A 19736-nucleotide genomic window follows, 5' to 3' on the forward strand; every position below is an offset into this window, starting at 1 on the left:
GGTCAATATTGACTACATATGGTGGGTTTGACGGAGGTTGCGATAAAGCCTATTAATTTAGCATGCTAAATTTGGCCGGTGTGCATCAGCCATTGTGCAGTTAACGCGGGTGAATTTTTGCCATTGCTAACATCACACGATACTCCGCTTCGGCGCGGGTATCACAATGATGCAATGAAACGAATTGACGCGCCGAGGTCACGCCGTACACAGACCATTGACTGACCATATGCGGGTTATTGCGAACATCTTTTCGGGAAAGAGGGGTAAAAACACCAGGCTTACCTTCAAACTCGCAGACAGGGCAGACGACTGCTGCCAAGAATTCTGACCAATCTGGCGTACCATTTAGTAAACCGTTCCAGGAAACATCGCTGTGCATAGCCGACTCAGTACCGAAGTCGATCAAGGCACAAACAGCCTGCTGTTTTGATGCAGCGCGAATAGAAATAGAATTGAATAATGCATGACGCATACTAGTGTTCTCCTTTGAGAATGGCATAAAGCCTAGTTGTTTGCCAGATGGCCGGTCACTAACCCCGTGTCTATAGAGACAGTTGTTTTATTAAAACAAAAACAGAAACGCAAAGATAAGCGAACAAACTGCACCTAACAGACCATAAATAATAAACTCTTTATTTGCCTGATTTTCGCACTGTTTATTAAAATCCATATCTTTAGCCCCGTTATCAATTGATGCATAGAGTATAATACACCCATTTTTGTTAGTCAATATTGACTACTAAAGGTGTTACTCGTTCCTGGTCTTTTTTCTGAACGTTTGAGTTTTGAACGTGATAAAACACTCTACATTGCCACTCGCCGCGATAGCCTGCTTAATGCTTTGTCGCTCTATTTCTTCGGCTAAGTACTGCTGATACTGATCCGCATTGTACTGCCGCTCTTCAGGCGTCAACAAGCGATAACCGGTGTGATCTGCTTTCAACTCCAGGTGACGATCAGCGCCTGTGGTAAAACGTGATATATACCGGCCAGCCATTAGTGGCTTAACACCCAACGCTTTTGCTAACATTGGCTTTTGCTGATGCGACCAGGCTAAAGGGTTTAGCTGCATTGTTTCAATCGCCTTGATTATAACCTCAGCTGAATGCTTCATCCCTTATCAATCCTTATCTGGTTTGTCTGAATTATTGCCGATCACACTGAATGTCAGAGATTCGATTTCATCATTATTCAGCTCTGCAGAACGCCCTTTCCGTTGACTGCGATCCCTCAATTCCGTGTGCTCTTTTAGGAATCGGCTTAACTTATCGCGTGCAGTAATTAAATAGTGCTTGTACGCATCCCAATTATTGGCTTGAATGCCAGCCTCTATATCAGCCAGAACTGATTTATCAATCGCCCGAAAGCCTGTCATTGATAGTGCAGAAAACAGTTTGTAACTGCGTTCTAAGTCCGTCTGTGCTTCTGGCAATGACTCTTGCCAATCATCTAAATCTATGAGCCTTATGTTTGTGTTAAGAATGTTTCGTGCTGCGTATGCATTCATTGAGTATCCCCACTAGTTGATGACCATTATGGTGTATTTAATACACCAAATCAACATAAAGGTGTAATTAATACACCCTTGTGTTGTATTTCTAGTCAGTCAACGTGAAATCCAGAATAATCAAGCTGGTTGCGGTATCAGCGTATAACTCATGGAATGACCAGGATGTAATCGGATTTTCTTTATACCAACGCTCACATAAAGCCCGTAAGATCGATTCATCAAAATCATCATCAGACCATTGGCCAAGTAAAGTTCCTGCTTCTTCGTGCCTTTGGCATTGCTTGAGCTCATGCCAATGCTCTTGAAACTGCTCCTGTCTGTGGCTTTCTTCCTGGTGCTTATGTTTGGCTGCCAGTTTTTGTTTTCTTTGCCAATCCAGACTGAAACGATTTTTAAATCGAGATTTTTCGGCTATGCGAAACCCAGGAAATAGCTTATCACGGTGATACAAAGAAAGTGGGCTAATGACTGTGTAGCCATCGGAAATTAATAACGTATTGATAGCATACAAGTAGTTCTGGATAGAATACCCCATACGCCCCTCGACTTTACTCGGTCGGTCAAAGTAACTCGATAAATCGCTCGCCTTGGGTTGAGAATAACCAACTAATGACCGAAAAAAAGCCTTTGCATACGAATACTGTCCACGGCCATTCGTGAAAGCTGCTTCTCTTGCGGCCCGCATCATAGGGCAATATGGGACAAGGGATCGGTTACGAGGGATCATCTTTCACTCCTATTATCGTGCTGATGAGCCCTTAATATAGTGTACATTATACACCAAATCAATATTTTAGTGTATAATGTACACCTTATCTATGGTGTTCATTTAATAAACATCCGTGCGGATGATTAGCCCTGAGTTAGGTTTTAATGATAGGGTCAATGTTCCGCAGCAACAAACCTGACCTTGTTATGCCAGGAACAGTGCACAGGAGATAAACAGGATGAGTTAGCTTATACAGGTTCTTCCAATATCCAAAAAATATCAGGTCTAAACACGAACAGGGCCAGTGAATACCATTAATCTTCCCCAACCTGTTTTTGAAGTGCCTGGAGCTCAAGCAGGGTTTGAATATGATTAGCTACTGTTGCTGATATTGTATCTCGACCATTTCGACCACTACTAAAATTTTTATGCGTGTCAATCGATATACCCAATTTTTCTATCCATTCAGATACATTCATGCCCAATTGCTTACGAGCACATTTATATTCATCAGGAGTCATATGATTTCCTAAAGGATTCGTTTCTTTCATAAAAAGTGTAGTGTATATTTTACACATATTTTCGCAATGGTTTTTACTCACGACTTTTGTTACAAGATTCACACAGACAAAACCCTCAAAAATTGAAGACAACCCCTTCCTGTTTGGCCAGCGCCGCAGGCATACAGAATTGTCGTGTTGGCATACAGGTACCTGTCGGATGACAATAGAATCCTTCAGCGTCGGCTTGATGTATTACTTAGCTTCTTTCAATTCTTCAATAAACAAAAAAATGATTGCGCTTTGGCTGTGTAGTTGTGGGTAACTATGAAATAGTTATCCATAAATGCACAGCTGTCTTTTTGCACGAGTATTACGTTGATTTATTACTGAAGTGAAGTATAGAGCCAAAAGATTTATCCACAGCTACAGACTCTTTTAACAAGATCTTTTATAAAGATCTTTTAAAGATCTTTTAGCAAACATGTTCAGCCCAGATATGACGGGGGTTCCAAGGGTGTCTGTTGTGACATCATGACGATTTTGTGTGACGTCAAGACGGCTAACATCACATTTTATGTGACGCAATGATGGTTCTGCAGTGACAAAATGACGGTTAATTGTATTTTTTTGTGGACAACATTTTTCTACCCCTTCTTTAAGTGCTAAACTGTGACAAATTTCCAGTTGTCACAGTTTATCGTCAATATGTCACAAGATTATCCTCAAGAAAGAAAAGACCGAGATCTGTTTATCCGGCAATCAAACGCTTTGACCAGTGCGGCATATAGCTTGACTCGCAATGAAAAGCGATTGATTTATATGGCGATTATGGCGCTTAATCAGGGGTCTACCCGTCGTGGTACGTATAATGAGGTTGAAGTTGACATTAACCACAGTGACTATGAATCACTGTTTGATGAGGAAAATAATAATACGTCTCGTGATATTAGAAACATCACTCAATCACTGATGAAAAAAGAGGTTGTGTTTTTTGTCCCGGATGAGGATGGTGAAGAAGGTGAGAAGGCCCTGGATGGGATATCATGGCTAACGATGCGCAGTTACCGCCCTAAACGAGGCATGACAACGCTCTTTTTTAACCCACGCCTGATGGATATCATCACTCAAAATCAGCGTGAATTTACCAAAATCATCTTGATGCAAGCTGGTAAATTAAACTCACCGTATGCCATGCGACTTTATGAATCCCTTATGCAATGGAGCGCAAAAGGATCGGTCGTTTTCCATATCAGCTGGCTGTGTGAGAGGTATAATTTACCTGCCAGTTATCAGTCTCGTATGCCTGATTTTCGACGTCGTTTCCTGATTCCTTCTGTTGAAGAAATCAACCGTCAGACTGAACTGAACATCACATACAGAGAAATCCCAGACCCGAAGAATAAGCGCAAACCAAAGTCGATTGCATTTACGATTCAATCGAAATCGAATCGCAAACAGAAGTTAAACAAACTTGATGATGTTGACCCTAAATCATTAAAAGCAGCAGTGATCACATATAGTGATATCAATAGTTTAAGCCGTGTGCCAAGCATGGAAGAACTTGACAACTTCAAACTGCATTTAATGGATATGATCATTGAAGGTTTTGCTGTTGATAAGGAGTTCATGGCTAAATTTGAGCAGATTCAGCAAGAGAGCCAGGCAATTGAAGGCCCGGACGTCTCAGACGTATAGATTTGTGACAGAATGAAGGTAAACATCAAACAAGGTGAGACAGGAATAACTCTGTCACACTTAAAGCTGATTCAAACGTCATTTTGTCATTAAATATTTCTGTTGCATATGAAGATTCTCTATCTTCTCTGCTAGATAACCCTCAGTTCTCGCTGCCCTGTATTTAATGTTCCTATTTACGTCAATCTGTCACAGGCTTCAATCCTTTCTATTCATAATGTCACAATAATGGCTTTACGTATTATTCCGTCATTTTGTCACACTTAGCTAGTGAATCTCGTCAATCTGTCACTATCTAACAATGCTAATGTCGCAGCGGGCAGTCTTACTACCCAGTTTTAGATTGTGCTGCGAGTAGTCAATCAGGTATGGGTTTTCGTAGCAGAAAATGTTAGCCGGCAGCTGCAGCCGAGCCCCTGTTTGTGAACTCAAACCGGACTGACGCAGAATATAGTCCGGGTGCAACACTGCACTGGGTTAATTCGGATTTCAGTAGTTTGAGCGCTAGCGCATCAAGCGCCAGGCATTCGGTCAGCTGGCCGATGTTGGCCATAGCGGTGAAACAGGTACTTCACAACATGGCCACAATAAACCACTGTCGGGAGGTCTGCAGATGATTTGACCCGGCAGCCGGTCTGCAGCTTCCCTCCAGGTATGCCCGACTTTGTTGCGCATTAGGCGGAATCCGCCTAATTATTGTTGCATGTTAGGCGGAATCCGCCTAATATAATAATCAACGGGGGCACACAGAAAGCCACTCGTACCGAGGGGGCTGGTTGCTGCCACCGCTTGAGGTAACGATGAAACTTTCAGATGTTGCGACTATAAAGACAAACTTTCCTGATGCAGATTTTTGGATTGTTCGTCGAGGCTCTTTAAAATCCGTTGGTCAGCCAGTTCAGGAATTCAATCCTGAACATATCGGTGTCAGAGTAGATCGAACAGATTTACTCTTACCCCGATACCTCTACTACTGCTTTGAGGCGATACACCTGGAGCGTAAATGGGAGCCGCTGACCACCGGAACATTGAGTCTAGTCAACATCAGGGTTTCAGACATTCGTTCCATCGAACTGTGCCCGAGATAAAACGGGGGGCGAAAGCCCCCTGAATATCGGAGAGAGCTCATGAAATTTATTGTTCCATCCCTAGCTGAACAACAGCGTGTAATCGTTGAAAAGGGAACACAAGAAGCGATCAAAAAATTAAATGAAAATTTGTTTGCGCCGGTTCTTCCCCCGCAAAAAGAAGTTAATGAGAGCGACTACAGTCGTGCTCATTTGCTGGATAATCGGCGGTATCAATCACCGCATCCGGACATTATCGGGGCGTATTTCAGACATTTTCAGGCCCATTTCCCGGAGTACAAGGCTGATGAAAGTCTAGCTAAATTGCTGGGTGTATCATCAGGCCGCCGGATCCGGGAATGGAAGCAGGGCAAATACAAAGTACCTTATGAAATTTGGGATCGGTTCCTGGTCATGACTGGGCGGAAGCCGCAGGACGTTATTAAAGTTTTTGCGTTCATGGGGCAGTAATCACACCTGAAAAGGACATGAAGTTAGTGCCAGTAAAGTTAAGTAATGAGGAATCATCGTGACCATACGTTTAACAAGCACTCAAATAGCACAGCTTGATGATGTTGTTCGTCAAACGCTCATCACTCGCGGTCAGAACGCTGGGGAGCGTAAAAGCACGATGCCTATTGATCATTTTGACATGCGTTCTTTTAAGAACCTAATTAGTATAAAACTGGTCGCTCCCAGCGAGTACGGCCATGACTGGTACGCAACTGAACTCGGTTATTCAGTATGGGTACAGAACGAACAACATTAACGGGGAAAATATTCGTATGTTCATTAAAACAGCTAAAAGTACAGACTTAACTTTAAACAACTATCAAAACGGTGTAACAGATTCACAACAGGTAGAGTTTATTTTCAAAATCCACCGTGATGCAATGCAGTTCTACTTAGACAATAGAAATGCTCAACCGACCTCTGAACAATATCAAGAGGCTGCATTACATATTGCTGAGACAACTGGCGTCATTGTCAGTCAAGGTGATGTGGCAAATATTCTCAGTTTGTTTCCATCTGCCCGAATCAAGCTTGCTGTATATCAGGGGTGCAGCGATACGGAAGTCCGTGAATTAATCTATCAAGCGGCTTGTGCCTTTTTTGCAGCTAGCGAAGCACCAACATACGGCGATAGCGTAGATATTGATCGTTTCATAGGACACCTTCAATCACAAGCTAAGTTAATGGGATACGATATCGATCCATTATTCAATAACAATCAGTGAATACGTCAAAAGTGTCGCGCATTGATTTTCTGATAGTCTTAAGAAGTACCAAAACAATGTATGGTTGATTTTCCTGCACACAACATATAGGAAATATCATGGAGAAGTTATTATTTCTATCTGTTTTAGCTGAAAGTAATTCTTATGCAGATTCAACATATGAACCCACACTTGAATTCTAATTTGCAACTTTTATTGGCTGTTTATGACTTTGCAAGAGATTTGCGAAAAACCAAATTATCTTTAAAGGAAACCTTAGAAAAAATCAAAGCTTTTGAACCATATCAAGTTTTATTGAAAACAGATCTGGACGATTGCATTGATGCATGGTCATACCTAATCATGCTAACCTGTTCTACAAATTGGACGAGATATGACTGGATGCTTGATAGGTATTGGGAAAAAATAACTGAATTTCAGGTCATAAAGGAAAAGAGTTGATTCAACAAATTTTGGGGCAAATTTAGCATGCTAAATTTACAGTTGAAAAATCTGTCCTTACTGGTCGGTGGTGTTATAGATAAGAGTCAGGATGGATTTCACTGTTCAGGATGAAGTGGGTCTGGAGCCGAGAGAAATCTAGGCGGTTAGAGTATGAGCGTATGGCAATTTCACAATGTTCTGAAAAAGCCGCCCGGAGGCGGCCCAAACTTTCACACTAATTGACTATATCGGTTGGTATTCCGATGACCGAATTGAAACACAGACCAGTTGTAAAATAAAGGATAAATTTTGTAGTTAGATAATAATCAAAATTTCAAAAATTACTTCACTCGACTTGATCAAGACCAAAAAACTCTGCCACACTCATCTCATGTAACTCGGGTAAATGTGCAATAACTAAACCTAAAAAATCAGCTCCTGGATTGCTTCTTTCTGGGTTCAGTCTGTTTGTTAGCCGTTGAACTTCTGTTTTCGAACCTTCAACTTTATAAATTGCTCGATACAGTTCTTTTATAGGACCTTGAGCTTTGATTGCGTTTGTTGCTGACACAATATAACGCTGTCCATCATTCTCCTTTGCCATTTCCGCGATTATACCTCTCTCAGAACTACTTGATATGTAATGATATGACAGCCACAAGAACATATCAAAAGTAGGCACCACCCATATGCCACACATTGCAAAAAAATCATATTTGATATATAGTCCGCATATCAAATATGATATGCAAGCGTGAGGAAAACATGAATTTATCACCACTTGATTTTCAGTTATTCATTAAAATCAAAGAAAAACCATCAACAGGATATGACATTCAAAAAGTACTAGAATCTAGTCACATCTGGAAAGCATCTCATCAGCAAATTTACCGTAATCTCAATAAACTGGCGAAGTATGGGTTTGTAAAAATTCAAAACCTGCCCCAAATAGGAAAACCGGATAAAAAAATTTACACGATTACTCAGCTTGGTGAAGAAAAGATCCATCAGTTTACGAGTGAATTTAAACCTGGAATAAACAATTTGCATTGTGCATATACTGTCATGCTTAACTCTGGCAATACCAAATATTATGAAAAACTGATAAAAATTTTAAATAAAGAAATAAACAAATTGGAGCTATTATTTTTAAATGACCCACTAAAATGTAATGCCATTTCGAATTTAGAATGGTTGGCAATTCAAAGAAAAATAGCCATTTACAAAGCTGAGGTATTATTTTGCTATAAAGCAATCGATTCTTTTTCAGCGTTGTAAATATTTCAATCACATCAATCTTTTAAAACCGACCTGGAGGCTGCAATGGAACAACAAGATTGGGAAGACACACCCTGTAATCAATGTAACTGTCAGATCACCAATATCATGATTGCACCGGATGGTGAACGGGTGCTGCATTGTGAAGATCATGATCATTGTCAGCACACCGGCACATATAAAGAAAATGTTCGCATTCGTTATTTAGCGCGGCTAGCGCCGCTTTGTCACCCGGTTCTACCATCACCGAACGGCCAGTACTGCCCATTGTGTCATCTGCCGCTGGAGCAGGACGAAGACGAAACGGTATGCCGGAGCGTCTTCAAGGCCCGGCGTGACCCCGGCCTCGAAATGCTTTGTCACTATACAGCCGCTCATCCCATTCAATCACTGGATCTGAATGAAGTTTTTGAAACTAAGATTGCGCTGTACCGCGAGCAAATCGCCCTGCTTGAGCGTCAGAAGCAAAATATGCAGGGTCAATAACTGGAATCAATTTTCAATTACAATTCGTAAACATCAAGAATAAATACTGGAGAATAACCATGGACACGACAAGTTTATTAAACACGAGCGTTTCTGATGCTGAAATTTCATTAAATCATGAACTGAGAACGAATCCAAAAAATGCAAAAAAAATTGCTTTAGAAATAATTGAACATTTAACTGGCAGAACCGACAATAAATCACGTAAAGCGTTAGCAGAAAAAATCATCAGACAAGCAGATAAAATCTTAAAAAGGGATGGCGTTTAAATCAGTTTTATAAGCACGTTCACGGCTGTGAATTTCATATTCTCAGTCGTGAACGTGCCACGGGGTCTGGGGTGTAGCCCCAGAAAAAATGGTGTGATCTCGAAGGGCTGAAGTTTGAAAAAGTCAGTGAAGATAGGCTTTAACTGTCTCATCTGCCAGGCTTTGCACTCGGTTTTGACTGTGCTGCTGCGACCGCGCCAGGTATCCGGTTTCTCAGCAGATAATATCGGCTGGCAGCTGTAGATAGACATCGTTTTGTGAACTTATACCACACTGATGCAGAATAAAGTCCGGCTGAAGGGCTTCAAGAATCGTTTTCCCTCTATTTTCATTTTTGTAGCAAAGCGCTTGATGTTTGGCATATTTTGCCCAGGTTGAAGATGCCATCGAACAACTGAATGCATCCTTGCTCGCTCTCTTTGGCGAGCAAGACAGCAGCCTGCCTTATGACATTAGTGATATTGTCCTGGCGCTGCTCAAGGAGAAAGAACTAATATCCTGATCAACTTCAACTAGGCTCGGCACAGTTCGGGCCTTCTTTTTTCTTGTCACTCTCTCACTCCTGCCATCGCGTATTAGCTAAATTTAGCATGCTAAATTACTGGGCTTTATACAAATATGATCACAAATTCATTGCAATTGGCATAATATGCCATCATGATAATTGGGTAAGTTCAACAAGCCCACTGCGACTTAGGGCTTATACAATCAAACGAGGTAAGTATGGAAATTATCACTCTGCAGGAAGTAAAGCGTTTTATCGAAGCAAACTATAAGCATTCGCGCCTGTATGGCCGCACCGCCGCGAATGGTTGGGATGATGGTTACGGGGATCGCATTGTGGCGCAATACCACCGCGATATTCATGAGAATAAGGGGCACCAGTTCATTATTGCCAAGCATGAATCGACAACGGGGCAAATGGTGGTCTTTTCCTGCGCTGATATTATCAGGCTTGCGGTCAAAGATATGGGCATGGCACAGCTTATAGAGGCGCGGTACCAGGTCTATAACCAGCTGCAAGCTATGAACGTCACCGCTGACAAACTACAGAAAAATCAATCTCTTAACAGAATCTTTGTGGTAACGAATGTCAGGCGAAATATTATCAACCACCGCTTGCGTTACGGGTTTAATTATCTAGACGAGCAAACCATAACCATTTAACGAAATCAGGCCGGTGCTGCGACACACCGGCCTGATGACCAGCCTCAAACGAGGTGTAAAAGGCTGATGCCGGAAGTGTAGCAAATGACCTTTGACGAATACAAACACTTAATTGATAGCTGGACCCTGGCGGTCACGGAAGCGGGGATCACCCTGTCGGATGGCAAGCCGGTCCCGGTCACCTTCTGGAAAACCTTTCTCGGCCTCAAGCGCAAGGCACACCAGGATATGTATAACGGCAAATTCAAGAACAAGACCGGCTGTGTACCAGCCTATGTCTGCCAGGGGATCCGCTTCGCCGGTAAGCTGGAACAGCCTCTGTTTCTGGCCGAAGTCCAACACCACCTCCCGCAGTTTGAAGCCGACAAGGTTTCCTGATCCCGTTCCGGGGCTCACCGCTCGGTGTGACCCGCCATATCTACCTGTTGAAATTTAGCATGCTAAAATCCGGCCCTGGCTGTCCGGCCCCGTTTTCCCTCTAATTTTCGACTATATAAAATACGGTGTTTTCAGAATAGGGTTGATGGATGTCAAAAGTTAATTTGTCATAAGCTGCTAATTGCAATAATTGCTTATTCGCTTCGCCTATATCGTAATTGAGTTGTTCGCAGAGACCTTTGGGCGTTAATGGCTTATCTAATAGAGTTGGTACGACCAAGGTTTGTGCAAAGTCAGGCCAAAGCGATCCTTTATGATAACGCCTCATCAAATCAATATTTTTGACCATCGGGTGCTCAAGCATGAATCTCTCAGACCAAAAGTAGAGAGTATGCTGTTGGCGTAAGCACTCGATCTGTTCTTTCGTAAGTGACGAATAGCAATGCAGATAGAAATCATCTTGCTTGTAACGCACGGTGAAGTCGGGAGTTAGTTGTCTCTTTTTACCGTTCATAACATAGGGTAGCGTTTTATGATTGCGTGAAAAGTGACTAACGTTTTTGTTGAAATCGAGCATCCTGCAAGCGCAAAAAGCCCTGTAAGTAGACACGTCTATGTAACCTGTGTGATCTGTCCAAACAGGTGCGTACTTGTATCTATCCATCATCTTCACTCCGGGACTCTATGCCAGTATAGCAAAGCCGTTTTCCCCTAAACCTACTGCCTATCAATTCCAGTTCTCAGAAAATCAACCATTTCACTGATACCGTGTGTGTAATTCCAGTAAAAGCGGAGATATACACAATGGCTTTACCCACTTTGATTGAAGACAAAGACAAAAACTGGCTCTTTAAAGTGATAGGCCAGAGCCGGGAACCGGAGCTGAATAAGTGCCTTCTTGGTTTCTTTCTTGGTTCGGGCATGACTACTTTGGAGATATGCCGGGTCCAGGTTAGTGATGTGTTCCGGAAGAACGGGAAGATGACAAAGTGTTTTGCTGTCCGTGGTGATGTTGAGCGCGATTTTTATATCAGCAACATCAAGTTGCAGAATCTCATTAAAGACTACATCGGCAAGCGCAAACAAGATGGTAACCACCCCGATCAGTTCCTTGGGCATGACCCGGATGCGCCGATGTTTACCAGGTCAAACGGTGATCAATTCAATATCAAACGCAGGACGACGCCGTCCGGGAACGACAGCTACCACTGTAACGCTCTGAACAATCACATTAAGCGGCTGCTTGGTGATGCCGGTATTGATCAGCCGAGCATTTTAATTGGACGACGAACGTTTGCTGTAAGGCTCAAACGTAAAGGCGTTGATGTTCCGACCATACATTTAATGTTAGGTAACAGAGATTTAAAGACCACTTATAGGTTAATTGATAGTGACCCAGTTAATATGGGTGCCTTGGCGGAAATAGCATTCTAATTATGTGATACAAATAGCACATAAACGATTTAGTTTTAACCAGTCATGTGACATAATGACGATATGTCATCTACAAAATGTCACAATGTTTAAAGTAGGTGTTTTTTTTGAAAACTCGTCGAGTTAAGGAAGGAGAGTTTAAGCGCTTGGCTGAAACCCCAACAATCAAAGATTTGTTTGCGGTTGAGTCAAACATTAACCCCGGCAAGTTCAGTCTGTTTGGTATAGCTGAAGGCGGTGAGCTGGTTTATGCCGTCAGGCATGGCCGGGTAGATGAGCTGAGAGAGTGGCGTTTAGACAATCTGGGAATATTAGTTAAAGAGTTGGGCTTTGACAGTATCGAGGTTCGGTTTAACAAGTAAAGGAGAATCAGATGACAATTCAGGCAACTAAAGTTACGCGAAAAAAAGGATTTTGGACACACCCAGGTTTACTTGTGGCTCAGAGGGGTGAAACGATTTCTGACGGTGAATTTGAGCAATTTGAAGCAGCAAACAAGTTCAAAGTGTTAATTGTTGATATGGAAGGTGACGCCAATCCAGAATTTGTTGAACGATGGTTTGATGAAGACTTGGATGATTGCTCGCCGTGGGAACCAACAGCACCAAGCCAGAACGCGTTTTTATTGTCAATTCACGATACAGAAGATGGTCCCGTAGCCTGGTTTGCAGAACCATTTAGTAATTCAGAAGATGTTCAGGCTAACCTCAGCGGTGTTAAACAGACAGTTAATGTCGATACATCCGACATTGGAAACTTGTCAGGAGAACAAGTTAAAGCAATAGCTGGCAATGTTTCTCACAAAATCCAGTTGAAGCAAGATGACGAAGCGTAAAGGGAAAATATGACTGTATCAAAAACGGTAATTTGGGCTAGGAAGATCGCTTTGCCTTTTAATTTACTCGGCTTAATTTGTGTACTGGTTACAGGGTGGTTTACATATCAAAATGTCGGCAGTTTTAACTATTCAGTTTGGTTCCCTATTGTGCTTTTTACCGTATCTTTGTTGCTTAGTCTAATTGGTTGGCAAAGCCGACACGAGAAATAAGGGGAAAGTAATGCGTCTGAATGTGGATTTATCAGCTTTAAAAATCCAAGCATCTAAGATGCATGGACTTGAGGGACTTGTAACCTGCTTACGCGATCAGAAAGTAGGATATGAATTAGGGTTGCAACAAGCAATTCAATTTACAAAATCTAATAATGGAACGGTTGAAAATTTAGAGGGTGGAATTACCCGACTAACATTGAATAACTTTCAAGTTGATTGCTTCCGTCCTTATCTAGATATCGATCGGTTCTATTTTGAATGTTGAGGGGAAATTGATAAAAATGGAAATTGATGTATCTAGCTTTATCGCCTACCTGAGAATGTGCGGTTTTGGCGTAGCATCATGGGTGTATTCTTCTGAGGAACTTCAAACTGACGATTGTATAAATGAGATAGCCAAATCGCTTAGTCAGGCAAACGGAATTGATGAAGCCAGCGCGAAGGAGATTGCTAACGAGCTGGTACGCCATTCGCATTCGTTTGAGCAAGAAACTCTGGATAAGGTAAGCGAAAATTCAAAACCTCATTCGCTATCTGAACTACTCAAAAGCCTACAGGCTCAGAATTAAGGGAAACTGTGTCATGGATTTAGAACAGTTAATGGCAAACATTGTTGACTCTTTTGAAGATGGAGTGAACGAGTTTCCAAGTATTCAGCTTACTGAGAGCCTTGATGAAAAATTCAAGAAACAAGAGTCAGAAATTGACGGTGTAGAGTTTGAATATATTTGGCAGAACAATGACCAATTTGATAGTTATCACGGTGAACTAGCAGTTCCTTTCGGTGATGGCAGAAAATGCCTGGTTTGGGCTTTCTACGGCTAATTGGGAAAATTTCAATGGATCAGAAGTTAGTAGGCATGATTGAAGATGTTGGCTTAGAAGTCAGCGACGTGGCCCACATCATCAAAGCGGCGCAAGGCATGGCGGTGATGACATTCGTAAACAACATGGTCGGCGCGTTTGAGTCAGGTTTGATTGAAGACCATGAAAGTAACCTGGCTGATGTGTACCAATGTGCCGTTAACCACGTCAAAGACAATTACGACCGCAGCGTTCCGTCATTGAAAGAAACGTGGGGCGAAGATATTGCCGAGTTATGCCGCATTGGTGATGAAGCGGCTCAGCCAGACACTAAGGGGAATTGAACATGAATGTAGTCCTTGCTGATGCTTCCAGTTCAAGAATCGTAATTATGGAAACGACAAGTGAAGTTGTTGCCGAACTTCTTAAACGTGGTGTAGACGTTCCACTTGTAGAGATTGACGGTAATCAAGATAACTTGTTCGTAGCAGTCCGAGATAAGGACTATTTATCAGGGTTCTATATCGGCATCGAACACGATGATGGAATGGTAAATATTTGGCTCAATGAACGTGGTCATTCAGGTGGTGATCCTACTCTTGAGAGTTTCGATTTCTTAGAGTGCGAATTGAACAGTAACCTTGACCGCATTTGTGAACTATTCACGAACGCACCTAAATTCTGATAACGAGGGAAAATTGTTTTTTGCAGTACTTCAATTTCGAAGCTCGATTTTTCGTCGTATTGCTGAGCGTAGCGAACCCATGCAATGAAAAATGAGTAATCAATTTCACATGTGAAAGGACTACGGGGAAAAAAGGCCATGCTAGAGGATACAAAGTACCAGGAAACCAAACAGGCAATTGAACATGTGGCGGTAGTAATCAGAAGCGCAGGAGAGCTTTCAAGGTGTGCGCGCCCTGCTGGATTTCGCTTTGTTCACTTTAATGAAAAAAAGAATATAGAGCAAAATGCGAGATCTCTCATTATAAGACTGCTCGGTTTTTATGATGATGAACTCGAAAAACACTTCGCTTCAGAAATTCAAGCGTTGGTATTCGAATTTCTGGAAAATGTAAAATTTGTTAATACGAGTCAGTTTGATGATTGCGATGATATTCGCAATGTTATTAGCAGCGGAAGCTCGGTTAACTAACAGATAACAGGATTAATAGCGGTAAATATGAAAAATGGCGACTCACGTTGCATCGCATGTGCAATGTTAGCTATTGAAAATGAGTGAGTTCAAGAGATTCCGGACATAAAAAACCCGCTCTGAGTGTAAGAGCGGGTACAAAATATTTTTTGTTTTAGTTCTTCTTGTTTTTGTTGTTGCTATTGATACTTATGTTGATGTTTCCGATTTGCACCTTCACACCAACCGCCAGTATCACAACAAACAAGCCGATCAGGACAATAGATTCCATCATATCAGCATACTCCTCGTGAAAGGAGTCGTGCGGCATCAATGTCTAACCGGACTGAGTACCACAAAGAAGTACAAAGTCATGTACAACATTCGACTACCAGATTTACGTTCCGCTCCCAGGGTTAGAACCGGCTACCACACCGCCGAGCGGGCCATAAAGGGCAAGACATCGTCCCGCCCTACTGATGCCGACCTCTGGCATTGATAGGGCGTCTGTGTAGTCATAGGGTGACTGACTATGCAAATTTGATTATATGGGTTAACAGACGGGCGTGTACAGCACTACAGACACAAAAAAACCGCCCAGCAGGCGGCTTTTTTGTATTCGCAACTGGACAGTGGTAGGTATCCAGCTCAAATGTTGTACATGACTTTGCCTAAACAGTATATGACGGGGGTGTCAGTATTGCAACATCGTGTTGCATAGAAAACTGCTTATTACAACCGGTTACGGCTTATTTCAACCTATCCGTCAGCGCCATGAATTGCCCGTACAGCGTATCATTCCGGCCCTGTGCCGCCTTCAGTTCATCCTTCAGCGCATCGAGTTCACCGGCATGGCCACGCTGCAGATCAACAATCAGTTTCTCCTTGTCTTTCAGCTGCTTTGTCTGTTCAGTCATTGTTTTTTGCAGGGCTTTTTCTGCCGCCTGACTGTTCTGTTTCAGCTCGGCCAGCTGGGCGGTCAGTTGTTTTTCCTGATCCGCCAGGGCCCCTTTGTGCTCCAGCTGCTGCGCCTTCAGCTCGGCTTTGTGATCCGCCTGCTGCTGTTTCAGCTCAGCGGCCAGCGCTGCTGCCCGCGCATCCAGGGCGACCAGCTGCTTTTCTTTCTCAGTCATCAGCACGCCCTGGCTGTGCAAGGTTTTGTCCTGCTCCGCCAGCTGGGCGGCCAGCTGCCCGTTTTTCTCCTCAAGCGCCTGGCACCCGGCCTGGCTGCTGGCCAGGTCGGATTCAAGCCTGCTGATCTTGTCCGTGGCCATCGCATTCTGATGGTCTAACTCACTGATTTTCTGGGCCTGTTTCTGCACGGCCGCTGCAGATAATTTCAGCTCGGACTCCGCCTGATCGGCACGGGCCAGGGCCGCTTTCAGCTGCTCATCGAGGGCGGCGATCCGGCGTCGCTGTTCGGCGTCCTTCTCCCGCAGTTGCTCCACTTCGTCTTTGAGATCTTCAATCTCGTCAAAGGCCCGGCCTAAATCGCCGGTCAGCTCGTTCACTTCCGTTTCCGCCTTCAGTACCCGCTCCCGCGCCGCCGCGATTTCCGCGTTGACCCGCTTACTGTGAATGCTGTTTGCCATCCGGTTAGCCTGGTGAACCAGCTGCTCAAACTGATGAATCAAATCCGCCCCGGCAACGCTGAGGTGATCGGCTAATTCAGCGGGCAGCTCCGCCAGCTCGGCCACCTCCGGCGCGCTGGCAGGGGCGACCGGCACGGTCAGGGGGCCGTGTTCATCGACATATTCCAGATACTGGGCATAGAGGGTTTCAGCGCGACCGGCATCGATGATTTTCCGCAGCGCGGTCTTGGTCACGTCCCGACCGTCGGCCAGCAGCTGCTGGGCCGCCTCGATCACGCGCTCGGTGGAAATCTTGCGCGGACGACCGGCAACGGATGGTGTTTGGCTCATGTTGGACTCTCCCTGATGTTGATAAAACCAGCATAGCACAATTTGTTTGTATTTGTTTGTATTTATTTGTAGTGGGGTACAAACAAATACATATTCAAACTGACAAACCGCACAATCTCCTGTGTTGTGGCGGACGGATGTCGCAAAACAGCCCTTCCGGACCGCTGCCGGCCGATATTTCCTGCTGCCAGACCCCGTCGACGGCGCGGGGTTCGCAGCATAATCTAAAGCGGGCGTTTGGGCGGCCGGGGGCGGTCTTATTGCCCGGCGACCGGGGCAAACCGTCAGACGACCAAGGGGCCGTCACGGGGTCACTTCTCGTTTGGATTCAGGGGCTTGGATTGAGTCCGGACGCAGGCCTTGACGGCCCCCGCCTCGGGCGGGCTTGGTTATTCTGCCCGTCCGGGCAGTATTCCCACACCGGGCCGGTTCGGGGGGAGAATTAGCCGAGGTGAAATTTTTGTGGACGCTGGCATAATCGAAACCACAAGCCGGTTACACACATCCCCACCGACCGCCTCCGATCGCGTTGGCTGTCTCCGTCAGTCCGTGGATATGTGCATAACCGGGTAACTTAATTGCGAACAGGCTGCACCAAGGGAAGCTTTAACCATGATCAACGTTCCGGGCATCACGGCCATGTTTCCGGCACCGGCGCAGGGGCCGACGCTGCCGAACTGGCAGCATCATATGCAGCATCGGGAGTATGCCCTGCAACTGCTGGACGAATGCCCCCGCTATCTGTTACTGCCGGAAATCGATGCATTGATGGGCCAGGCGGTGAGCCTGACGGACAAACTGTTACTGCAGCTGCTGTTTGCGACGGGCGCACGGATCAATGAACTCTTGGCCATCGTGCCGGAGGATGTGATCACCGTCGGCGGGCGGATGCATCTCAAACTCCGGACACTGAAACAGCAGCGCCGGGGGGCAGGGAAGATCGCGACCAGGGATGCCGGGCTGGCAATTCGACATGTGCCGGTGTTGGATAAAGGCATTGCGGACTTTTTTAACAGTTACCTTGTCACCTGTTGCCCGAATAAGCGATCACGGGTGTTCGGATTCTCGGACGAGACCGCCCGCAACCGGCTGAAGCACATTGACCAGGCACTGCAGCAAACCGGCATTCGCGTGCCGGTGCGGCTGACACCCAAAGTATTGCGGCACTCATTTGCGATTAATTTGCTGCTCAACCGTGTCGATATTCGTCAGATCAGTTTGTGGATGGGCCACCGCAGTTTGAAAAGCACGATGGTTTATACGAAATTGCTCGGGTTTGACAGCGGGCTGGCCGTGCCGGAGATCAGTTTCTCGATGGCCGTGAGTGGCAGCCCGGTGCTGGCACCGGCGCGGGTCGCCGGGCCGGAATTCGGCAGATAAAGAATCTTCGTTAAAAAGCAAAAAATACCTATTGGGCGCGGAGCGCAATGGAAACGTCAGCGCCAGCGGTCACACAGCGGCTGTGCGTAAAACAGGGGACAGCTTGCGTCCCCGTTTTTCCACAGTGAGCGATTCACTCATGACTTCAGATAGTAACTGGGTAGATCTGCAGTGGGGTCGAGCCAGGGCCGGTTGCACTGCAGGCAGTGATAATCATCTGTGTCCGGATTAAACCGGATGATGCCATGGTGACAACAGCTACCGCAGATGGCCAGCAGATCAGCCCGCTCGGACATCAGCTGAGCGATTAAATCATCCCGAGTTTTGCGTTGCTGCCGGGCATCATCGATACCGGGTTTGTTGTAGGGATATTGGTGGTTATCCAGGCGATAGAGTGGGCGTTTGCGCATAAGTGAAATCATCAACACTGTTTATTTAAACAGTATACCCGAAAACCGGGGGCCAGCGCCCCCGTCGATTGACTACCCTTCCCAATCCTCGCTTAAAAACGGAACCCCGCGCTCATTCGTGAAATAGAATTCCAAACACCAGTAGTTGTGGCTGATGATGTACGACTTATAGGCCCGAACAGGGAAACGATTGTGATCCGGGGCCATCAATTCAGAATCACCATTGAAATCTCTGGCGCTAAAAAAGTCCGGACCGCCGTCCAGGAGCGTTTGCCGCACCTGGCGGATCAACGTATCGGCCAGATGTTCTTCATCATAGCTAAACGTCAGGGAGATTTGGCACCGTTTCAGGAAAGCATGGTCTGAGTTTCCCCAGTTGATATTCAGCTGATCACACAACGCCTCCAGGGCATCAGCAAATTGCAAAAATTCGGCCTGCTGTTCTGCACTGAACGACTCTTTTTGCTGCTGAGCAGTTATGGCTTGTGTCATTTTGTTGTTGCTCCCAAGAAGTCATCAATGGTAACAACTGCAGTTTCCCAGTCACGGGCAACTTTCTCAATTTCTGATTCGGCATAATAATTGGCGGTGATCTGATGTCCAAAGCCTACAATTGGCAGCAAACCGGCTGAGCGGCTGGCCTGCTTGCGGGCCGCCCGAACTTCAGCCACGGGAGCATCCCACCAGAGAATTTCACCATCACACTCCTGGGTCGCGCATGTAGCCCCGCCCGGCCAGTGAAACCCCCCTTTTCGGATCATCTCGCACAGGGTCATATCGGCGCTGGGCACAAAGAGCGGGTTATCGAGGTCAATAAAAATATCAACGTTTTCCATTCAGTTTATTTCCTTTCGCAGTGTTACGTCAGTCGGTC

General features: G+C 44.9%; 32 protein-coding genes. 21 read left to right on the forward strand and 11 right to left on the reverse strand.

All coding sequences use genetic code 11. From position 1 onward, the window contains the following. Positions 1-100: 100 nt before the first annotated feature. The 5 genes from ACYP03_RS22330 to ACYP03_RS22350 all read right to left on the reverse strand — a co-directional run bounded on the left by ACYP03_RS22330 (position 101) and on the right by ACYP03_RS22350 (position 2875). On the reverse strand, positions 101-475 hold the full coding sequence (locus ACYP03_RS22330) for a hypothetical protein (RefSeq protein WP_459782152.1): 375 nt from the start codon (positions 473-475) through the stop codon (positions 101-103). Between the two features lie 276 nt (positions 476-751). Beyond that, positions 752-1117 (reverse strand): hypothetical protein, encoded by a 366-nt coding sequence (locus tag ACYP03_RS22335; RefSeq protein ID WP_459782153.1) that lies wholly within the window; start codon positions 1115-1117, stop codon positions 752-754. Positions 1118-1123: 6 nt separating this feature from the next. Further along, positions 1124-1510, reverse strand: a complete 387-nt coding sequence (locus tag ACYP03_RS22340; protein ID WP_459782154.1) for a hypothetical protein — start codon at positions 1508-1510, stop codon at positions 1124-1126. 91 nt (positions 1511-1601) lie between these two features. Further along, positions 1602-2240 carry a hypothetical protein gene (locus tag ACYP03_RS22345; RefSeq protein ID WP_459782155.1) on the reverse strand — a complete coding sequence of 213 codons (639 nt, stop codon included), beginning with the start codon at positions 2238-2240 and terminating at the stop codon, positions 1602-1604. Positions 2241-2536: 296 nt separating this feature from the next. Then, positions 2537-2875 (reverse strand): hypothetical protein, encoded by a 339-nt coding sequence (locus tag ACYP03_RS22350; RefSeq protein ID WP_459782156.1) that lies wholly within the window; start codon positions 2873-2875, stop codon positions 2537-2539. A 519-nt stretch (positions 2876-3394) separates the two neighbouring features. Between ACYP03_RS22350 and ACYP03_RS22355 the strand changes: the two genes are divergently transcribed. The 5 genes from ACYP03_RS22355 to ACYP03_RS22375 all read left to right on the forward strand — a co-directional run bounded on the left by ACYP03_RS22355 (position 3395) and on the right by ACYP03_RS22375 (position 7166). Then, positions 3395-4420, forward strand: coding sequence for a RepB family plasmid replication initiator protein (locus ACYP03_RS22355; protein WP_459782157.1), 1026 nt, complete (start codon positions 3395-3397; stop codon positions 4418-4420). Between the two features lie 1127 nt (positions 4421-5547). After that, entirely contained in the window at positions 5548-5958 is a 411-nt protein-coding gene (locus ACYP03_RS22360; protein WP_459782158.1) for a hypothetical protein, read from the forward strand. 58 nt (positions 5959-6016) lie between these two features. Continuing rightward, a complete protein-coding gene (locus ACYP03_RS22365; protein WP_459782159.1) occupies positions 6017-6256 on the forward strand; it encodes a hypothetical protein in 240 nt (79 codons plus the stop codon). A gap of 16 nt (positions 6257-6272) precedes the next feature. Continuing rightward, complete coding sequence (locus ACYP03_RS22370; RefSeq protein ID WP_459782160.1) at positions 6273-6725, forward strand: hypothetical protein; 453 nt, start codon at positions 6273-6275, stop codon at positions 6723-6725. A 144-nt stretch (positions 6726-6869) separates the two neighbouring features. Beyond that, positions 6870-7166, forward strand: a complete 297-nt coding sequence (locus ACYP03_RS22375; protein ID WP_459782161.1) for a hypothetical protein — start codon at positions 6870-6872, stop codon at positions 7164-7166. A gap of 328 nt (positions 7167-7494) precedes the next feature. Here the strand turns inward: ACYP03_RS22375 and ACYP03_RS22380 are convergent, their stop codons facing one another. Beyond that, positions 7495-7752 (reverse strand): hypothetical protein, encoded by a 258-nt coding sequence (locus tag ACYP03_RS22380; protein ID WP_459782162.1) that lies wholly within the window; start codon positions 7750-7752, stop codon positions 7495-7497. 161 nt (positions 7753-7913) lie between these two features. Between ACYP03_RS22380 and ACYP03_RS22385 the strand changes: the two genes are divergently transcribed. The 6 genes from ACYP03_RS22385 to ACYP03_RS22410 all read left to right on the forward strand — a co-directional run bounded on the left by ACYP03_RS22385 (position 7914) and on the right by ACYP03_RS22410 (position 10726). Next, entirely contained in the window at positions 7914-8426 is a 513-nt protein-coding gene (locus tag ACYP03_RS22385; RefSeq protein ID WP_459782163.1) for a PadR family transcriptional regulator, read from the forward strand. A 45-nt stretch (positions 8427-8471) separates the two neighbouring features. Continuing rightward, positions 8472-8912, forward strand: coding sequence for a hypothetical protein (locus tag ACYP03_RS22390; RefSeq protein WP_459782164.1), 441 nt, complete (start codon positions 8472-8474; stop codon positions 8910-8912). A 59-nt stretch (positions 8913-8971) separates the two neighbouring features. After that, a complete protein-coding gene (locus ACYP03_RS22395; RefSeq protein ID WP_459782165.1) occupies positions 8972-9181 on the forward strand; it encodes a hypothetical protein in 210 nt (69 codons plus the stop codon). 355 nt (positions 9182-9536) lie between these two features. Then, complete coding sequence (locus tag ACYP03_RS22400; protein ID WP_459782166.1) at positions 9537-9683, forward strand: hypothetical protein; 147 nt, start codon at positions 9537-9539, stop codon at positions 9681-9683. A 221-nt stretch (positions 9684-9904) separates the two neighbouring features. Continuing rightward, positions 9905-10348 carry a hypothetical protein gene (locus ACYP03_RS22405; protein WP_459782167.1) on the forward strand — a complete coding sequence of 148 codons (444 nt, stop codon included), beginning with the start codon at positions 9905-9907 and terminating at the stop codon, positions 10346-10348. 84 nt (positions 10349-10432) lie between these two features. Beyond that, a complete protein-coding gene (locus ACYP03_RS22410; RefSeq protein WP_459782168.1) occupies positions 10433-10726 on the forward strand; it encodes a hypothetical protein in 294 nt (97 codons plus the stop codon). Positions 10727-10826: 100 nt separating this feature from the next. On the opposite strand, the gene ACYP03_RS22415 is transcribed toward ACYP03_RS22410, so the two are convergent. After that, complete coding sequence (locus tag ACYP03_RS22415) at positions 10827-11393, reverse strand: hypothetical protein (protein WP_459782169.1); 567 nt, start codon at positions 11391-11393, stop codon at positions 10827-10829. A 137-nt stretch (positions 11394-11530) separates the two neighbouring features. Here ACYP03_RS22415 and ACYP03_RS22420 point away from each other — a divergent pair, with 137 nt between their 5' ends. From ACYP03_RS22420 to ACYP03_RS22460, 9 genes are all read left to right on the forward strand, one after another. Further along, positions 11531-12160 carry a tyrosine-type recombinase/integrase gene (locus ACYP03_RS22420; protein ID WP_459782170.1) on the forward strand — a complete coding sequence of 210 codons (630 nt, stop codon included), beginning with the start codon at positions 11531-11533 and terminating at the stop codon, positions 12158-12160. 98 nt (positions 12161-12258) lie between these two features. Continuing rightward, entirely contained in the window at positions 12259-12522 is a 264-nt protein-coding gene (locus ACYP03_RS22425; RefSeq protein WP_459782171.1) for a hypothetical protein, read from the forward strand. 11 nt (positions 12523-12533) lie between these two features. After that, entirely contained in the window at positions 12534-12995 is a 462-nt protein-coding gene (locus tag ACYP03_RS22430; RefSeq protein WP_459782172.1) for a hypothetical protein, read from the forward strand. Positions 12996-13218: 223 nt separating this feature from the next. Continuing rightward, on the forward strand, positions 13219-13476 hold the full coding sequence (locus ACYP03_RS22435) for a hypothetical protein (RefSeq protein WP_459782173.1): 258 nt from the start codon (positions 13219-13221) through the stop codon (positions 13474-13476). A 16-nt stretch (positions 13477-13492) separates the two neighbouring features. Next, positions 13493-13780 carry a hypothetical protein gene (locus ACYP03_RS22440; RefSeq protein ID WP_459782174.1) on the forward strand — a complete coding sequence of 96 codons (288 nt, stop codon included), beginning with the start codon at positions 13493-13495 and terminating at the stop codon, positions 13778-13780. A gap of 13 nt (positions 13781-13793) precedes the next feature. Continuing rightward, complete coding sequence (locus tag ACYP03_RS22445; protein WP_459782175.1) at positions 13794-14036, forward strand: hypothetical protein; 243 nt, start codon at positions 13794-13796, stop codon at positions 14034-14036. 14 nt (positions 14037-14050) lie between these two features. Next, a complete protein-coding gene (locus ACYP03_RS22450) occupies positions 14051-14359 on the forward strand; it encodes a hypothetical protein (RefSeq protein ID WP_459782176.1) in 309 nt (102 codons plus the stop codon). 2 nt (positions 14360-14361) lie between these two features. After that, on the forward strand, positions 14362-14700 hold the full coding sequence (locus tag ACYP03_RS22455; RefSeq protein WP_459782177.1) for a hypothetical protein: 339 nt from the start codon (positions 14362-14364) through the stop codon (positions 14698-14700). Between the two features lie 138 nt (positions 14701-14838). After that, the gene (locus ACYP03_RS22460; protein WP_459782178.1) at positions 14839-15171 is read left to right on the forward strand and encodes a hypothetical protein; all 333 of its coding nucleotides are present in this window, start codon (positions 14839-14841) and stop codon (positions 15169-15171) included. Positions 15172-15899: 728 nt separating this feature from the next. Here the strand turns inward: ACYP03_RS22460 and ACYP03_RS22465 are convergent. Next, positions 15900-17072, reverse strand: coding sequence for a hypothetical protein (locus tag ACYP03_RS22465; protein WP_459782179.1), 1173 nt, complete (start codon positions 17070-17072; stop codon positions 15900-15902). Between the two features lie 612 nt (positions 17073-17684). Between ACYP03_RS22465 and ACYP03_RS22470 the strand changes: the two genes are divergently transcribed. Further along, positions 17685-18452, forward strand: coding sequence for a tyrosine-type recombinase/integrase (locus ACYP03_RS22470; RefSeq protein ID WP_459782180.1), 768 nt, complete (start codon positions 17685-17687; stop codon positions 18450-18452). A gap of 137 nt (positions 18453-18589) precedes the next feature. Here ACYP03_RS22470 and ACYP03_RS22475 read toward each other — a convergent pair whose 3' ends face one another. From ACYP03_RS22475 to ACYP03_RS22485, 3 genes are all read right to left on the reverse strand, one after another. After that, the gene (locus ACYP03_RS22475; RefSeq protein ID WP_459782181.1) at positions 18590-18862 is read right to left on the reverse strand and encodes a hypothetical protein; all 273 of its coding nucleotides are present in this window, start codon (positions 18860-18862) and stop codon (positions 18590-18592) included. A gap of 72 nt (positions 18863-18934) precedes the next feature. Then, positions 18935-19354 carry a hypothetical protein gene (locus tag ACYP03_RS22480; protein ID WP_459782182.1) on the reverse strand — a complete coding sequence of 140 codons (420 nt, stop codon included), beginning with the start codon at positions 19352-19354 and terminating at the stop codon, positions 18935-18937. Then, positions 19351-19698 (reverse strand): hypothetical protein, encoded by a 348-nt coding sequence (locus tag ACYP03_RS22485; protein WP_459782183.1) that lies wholly within the window; start codon positions 19696-19698, stop codon positions 19351-19353. The genes ACYP03_RS22480 and ACYP03_RS22485 overlap by 4 nt, the downstream gene beginning before the upstream one ends. Between the last annotated feature and the right edge of the window lie 38 nt (positions 19699-19736).

This window comes from Photobacterium sp. R1, assembly GCF_054600795.1.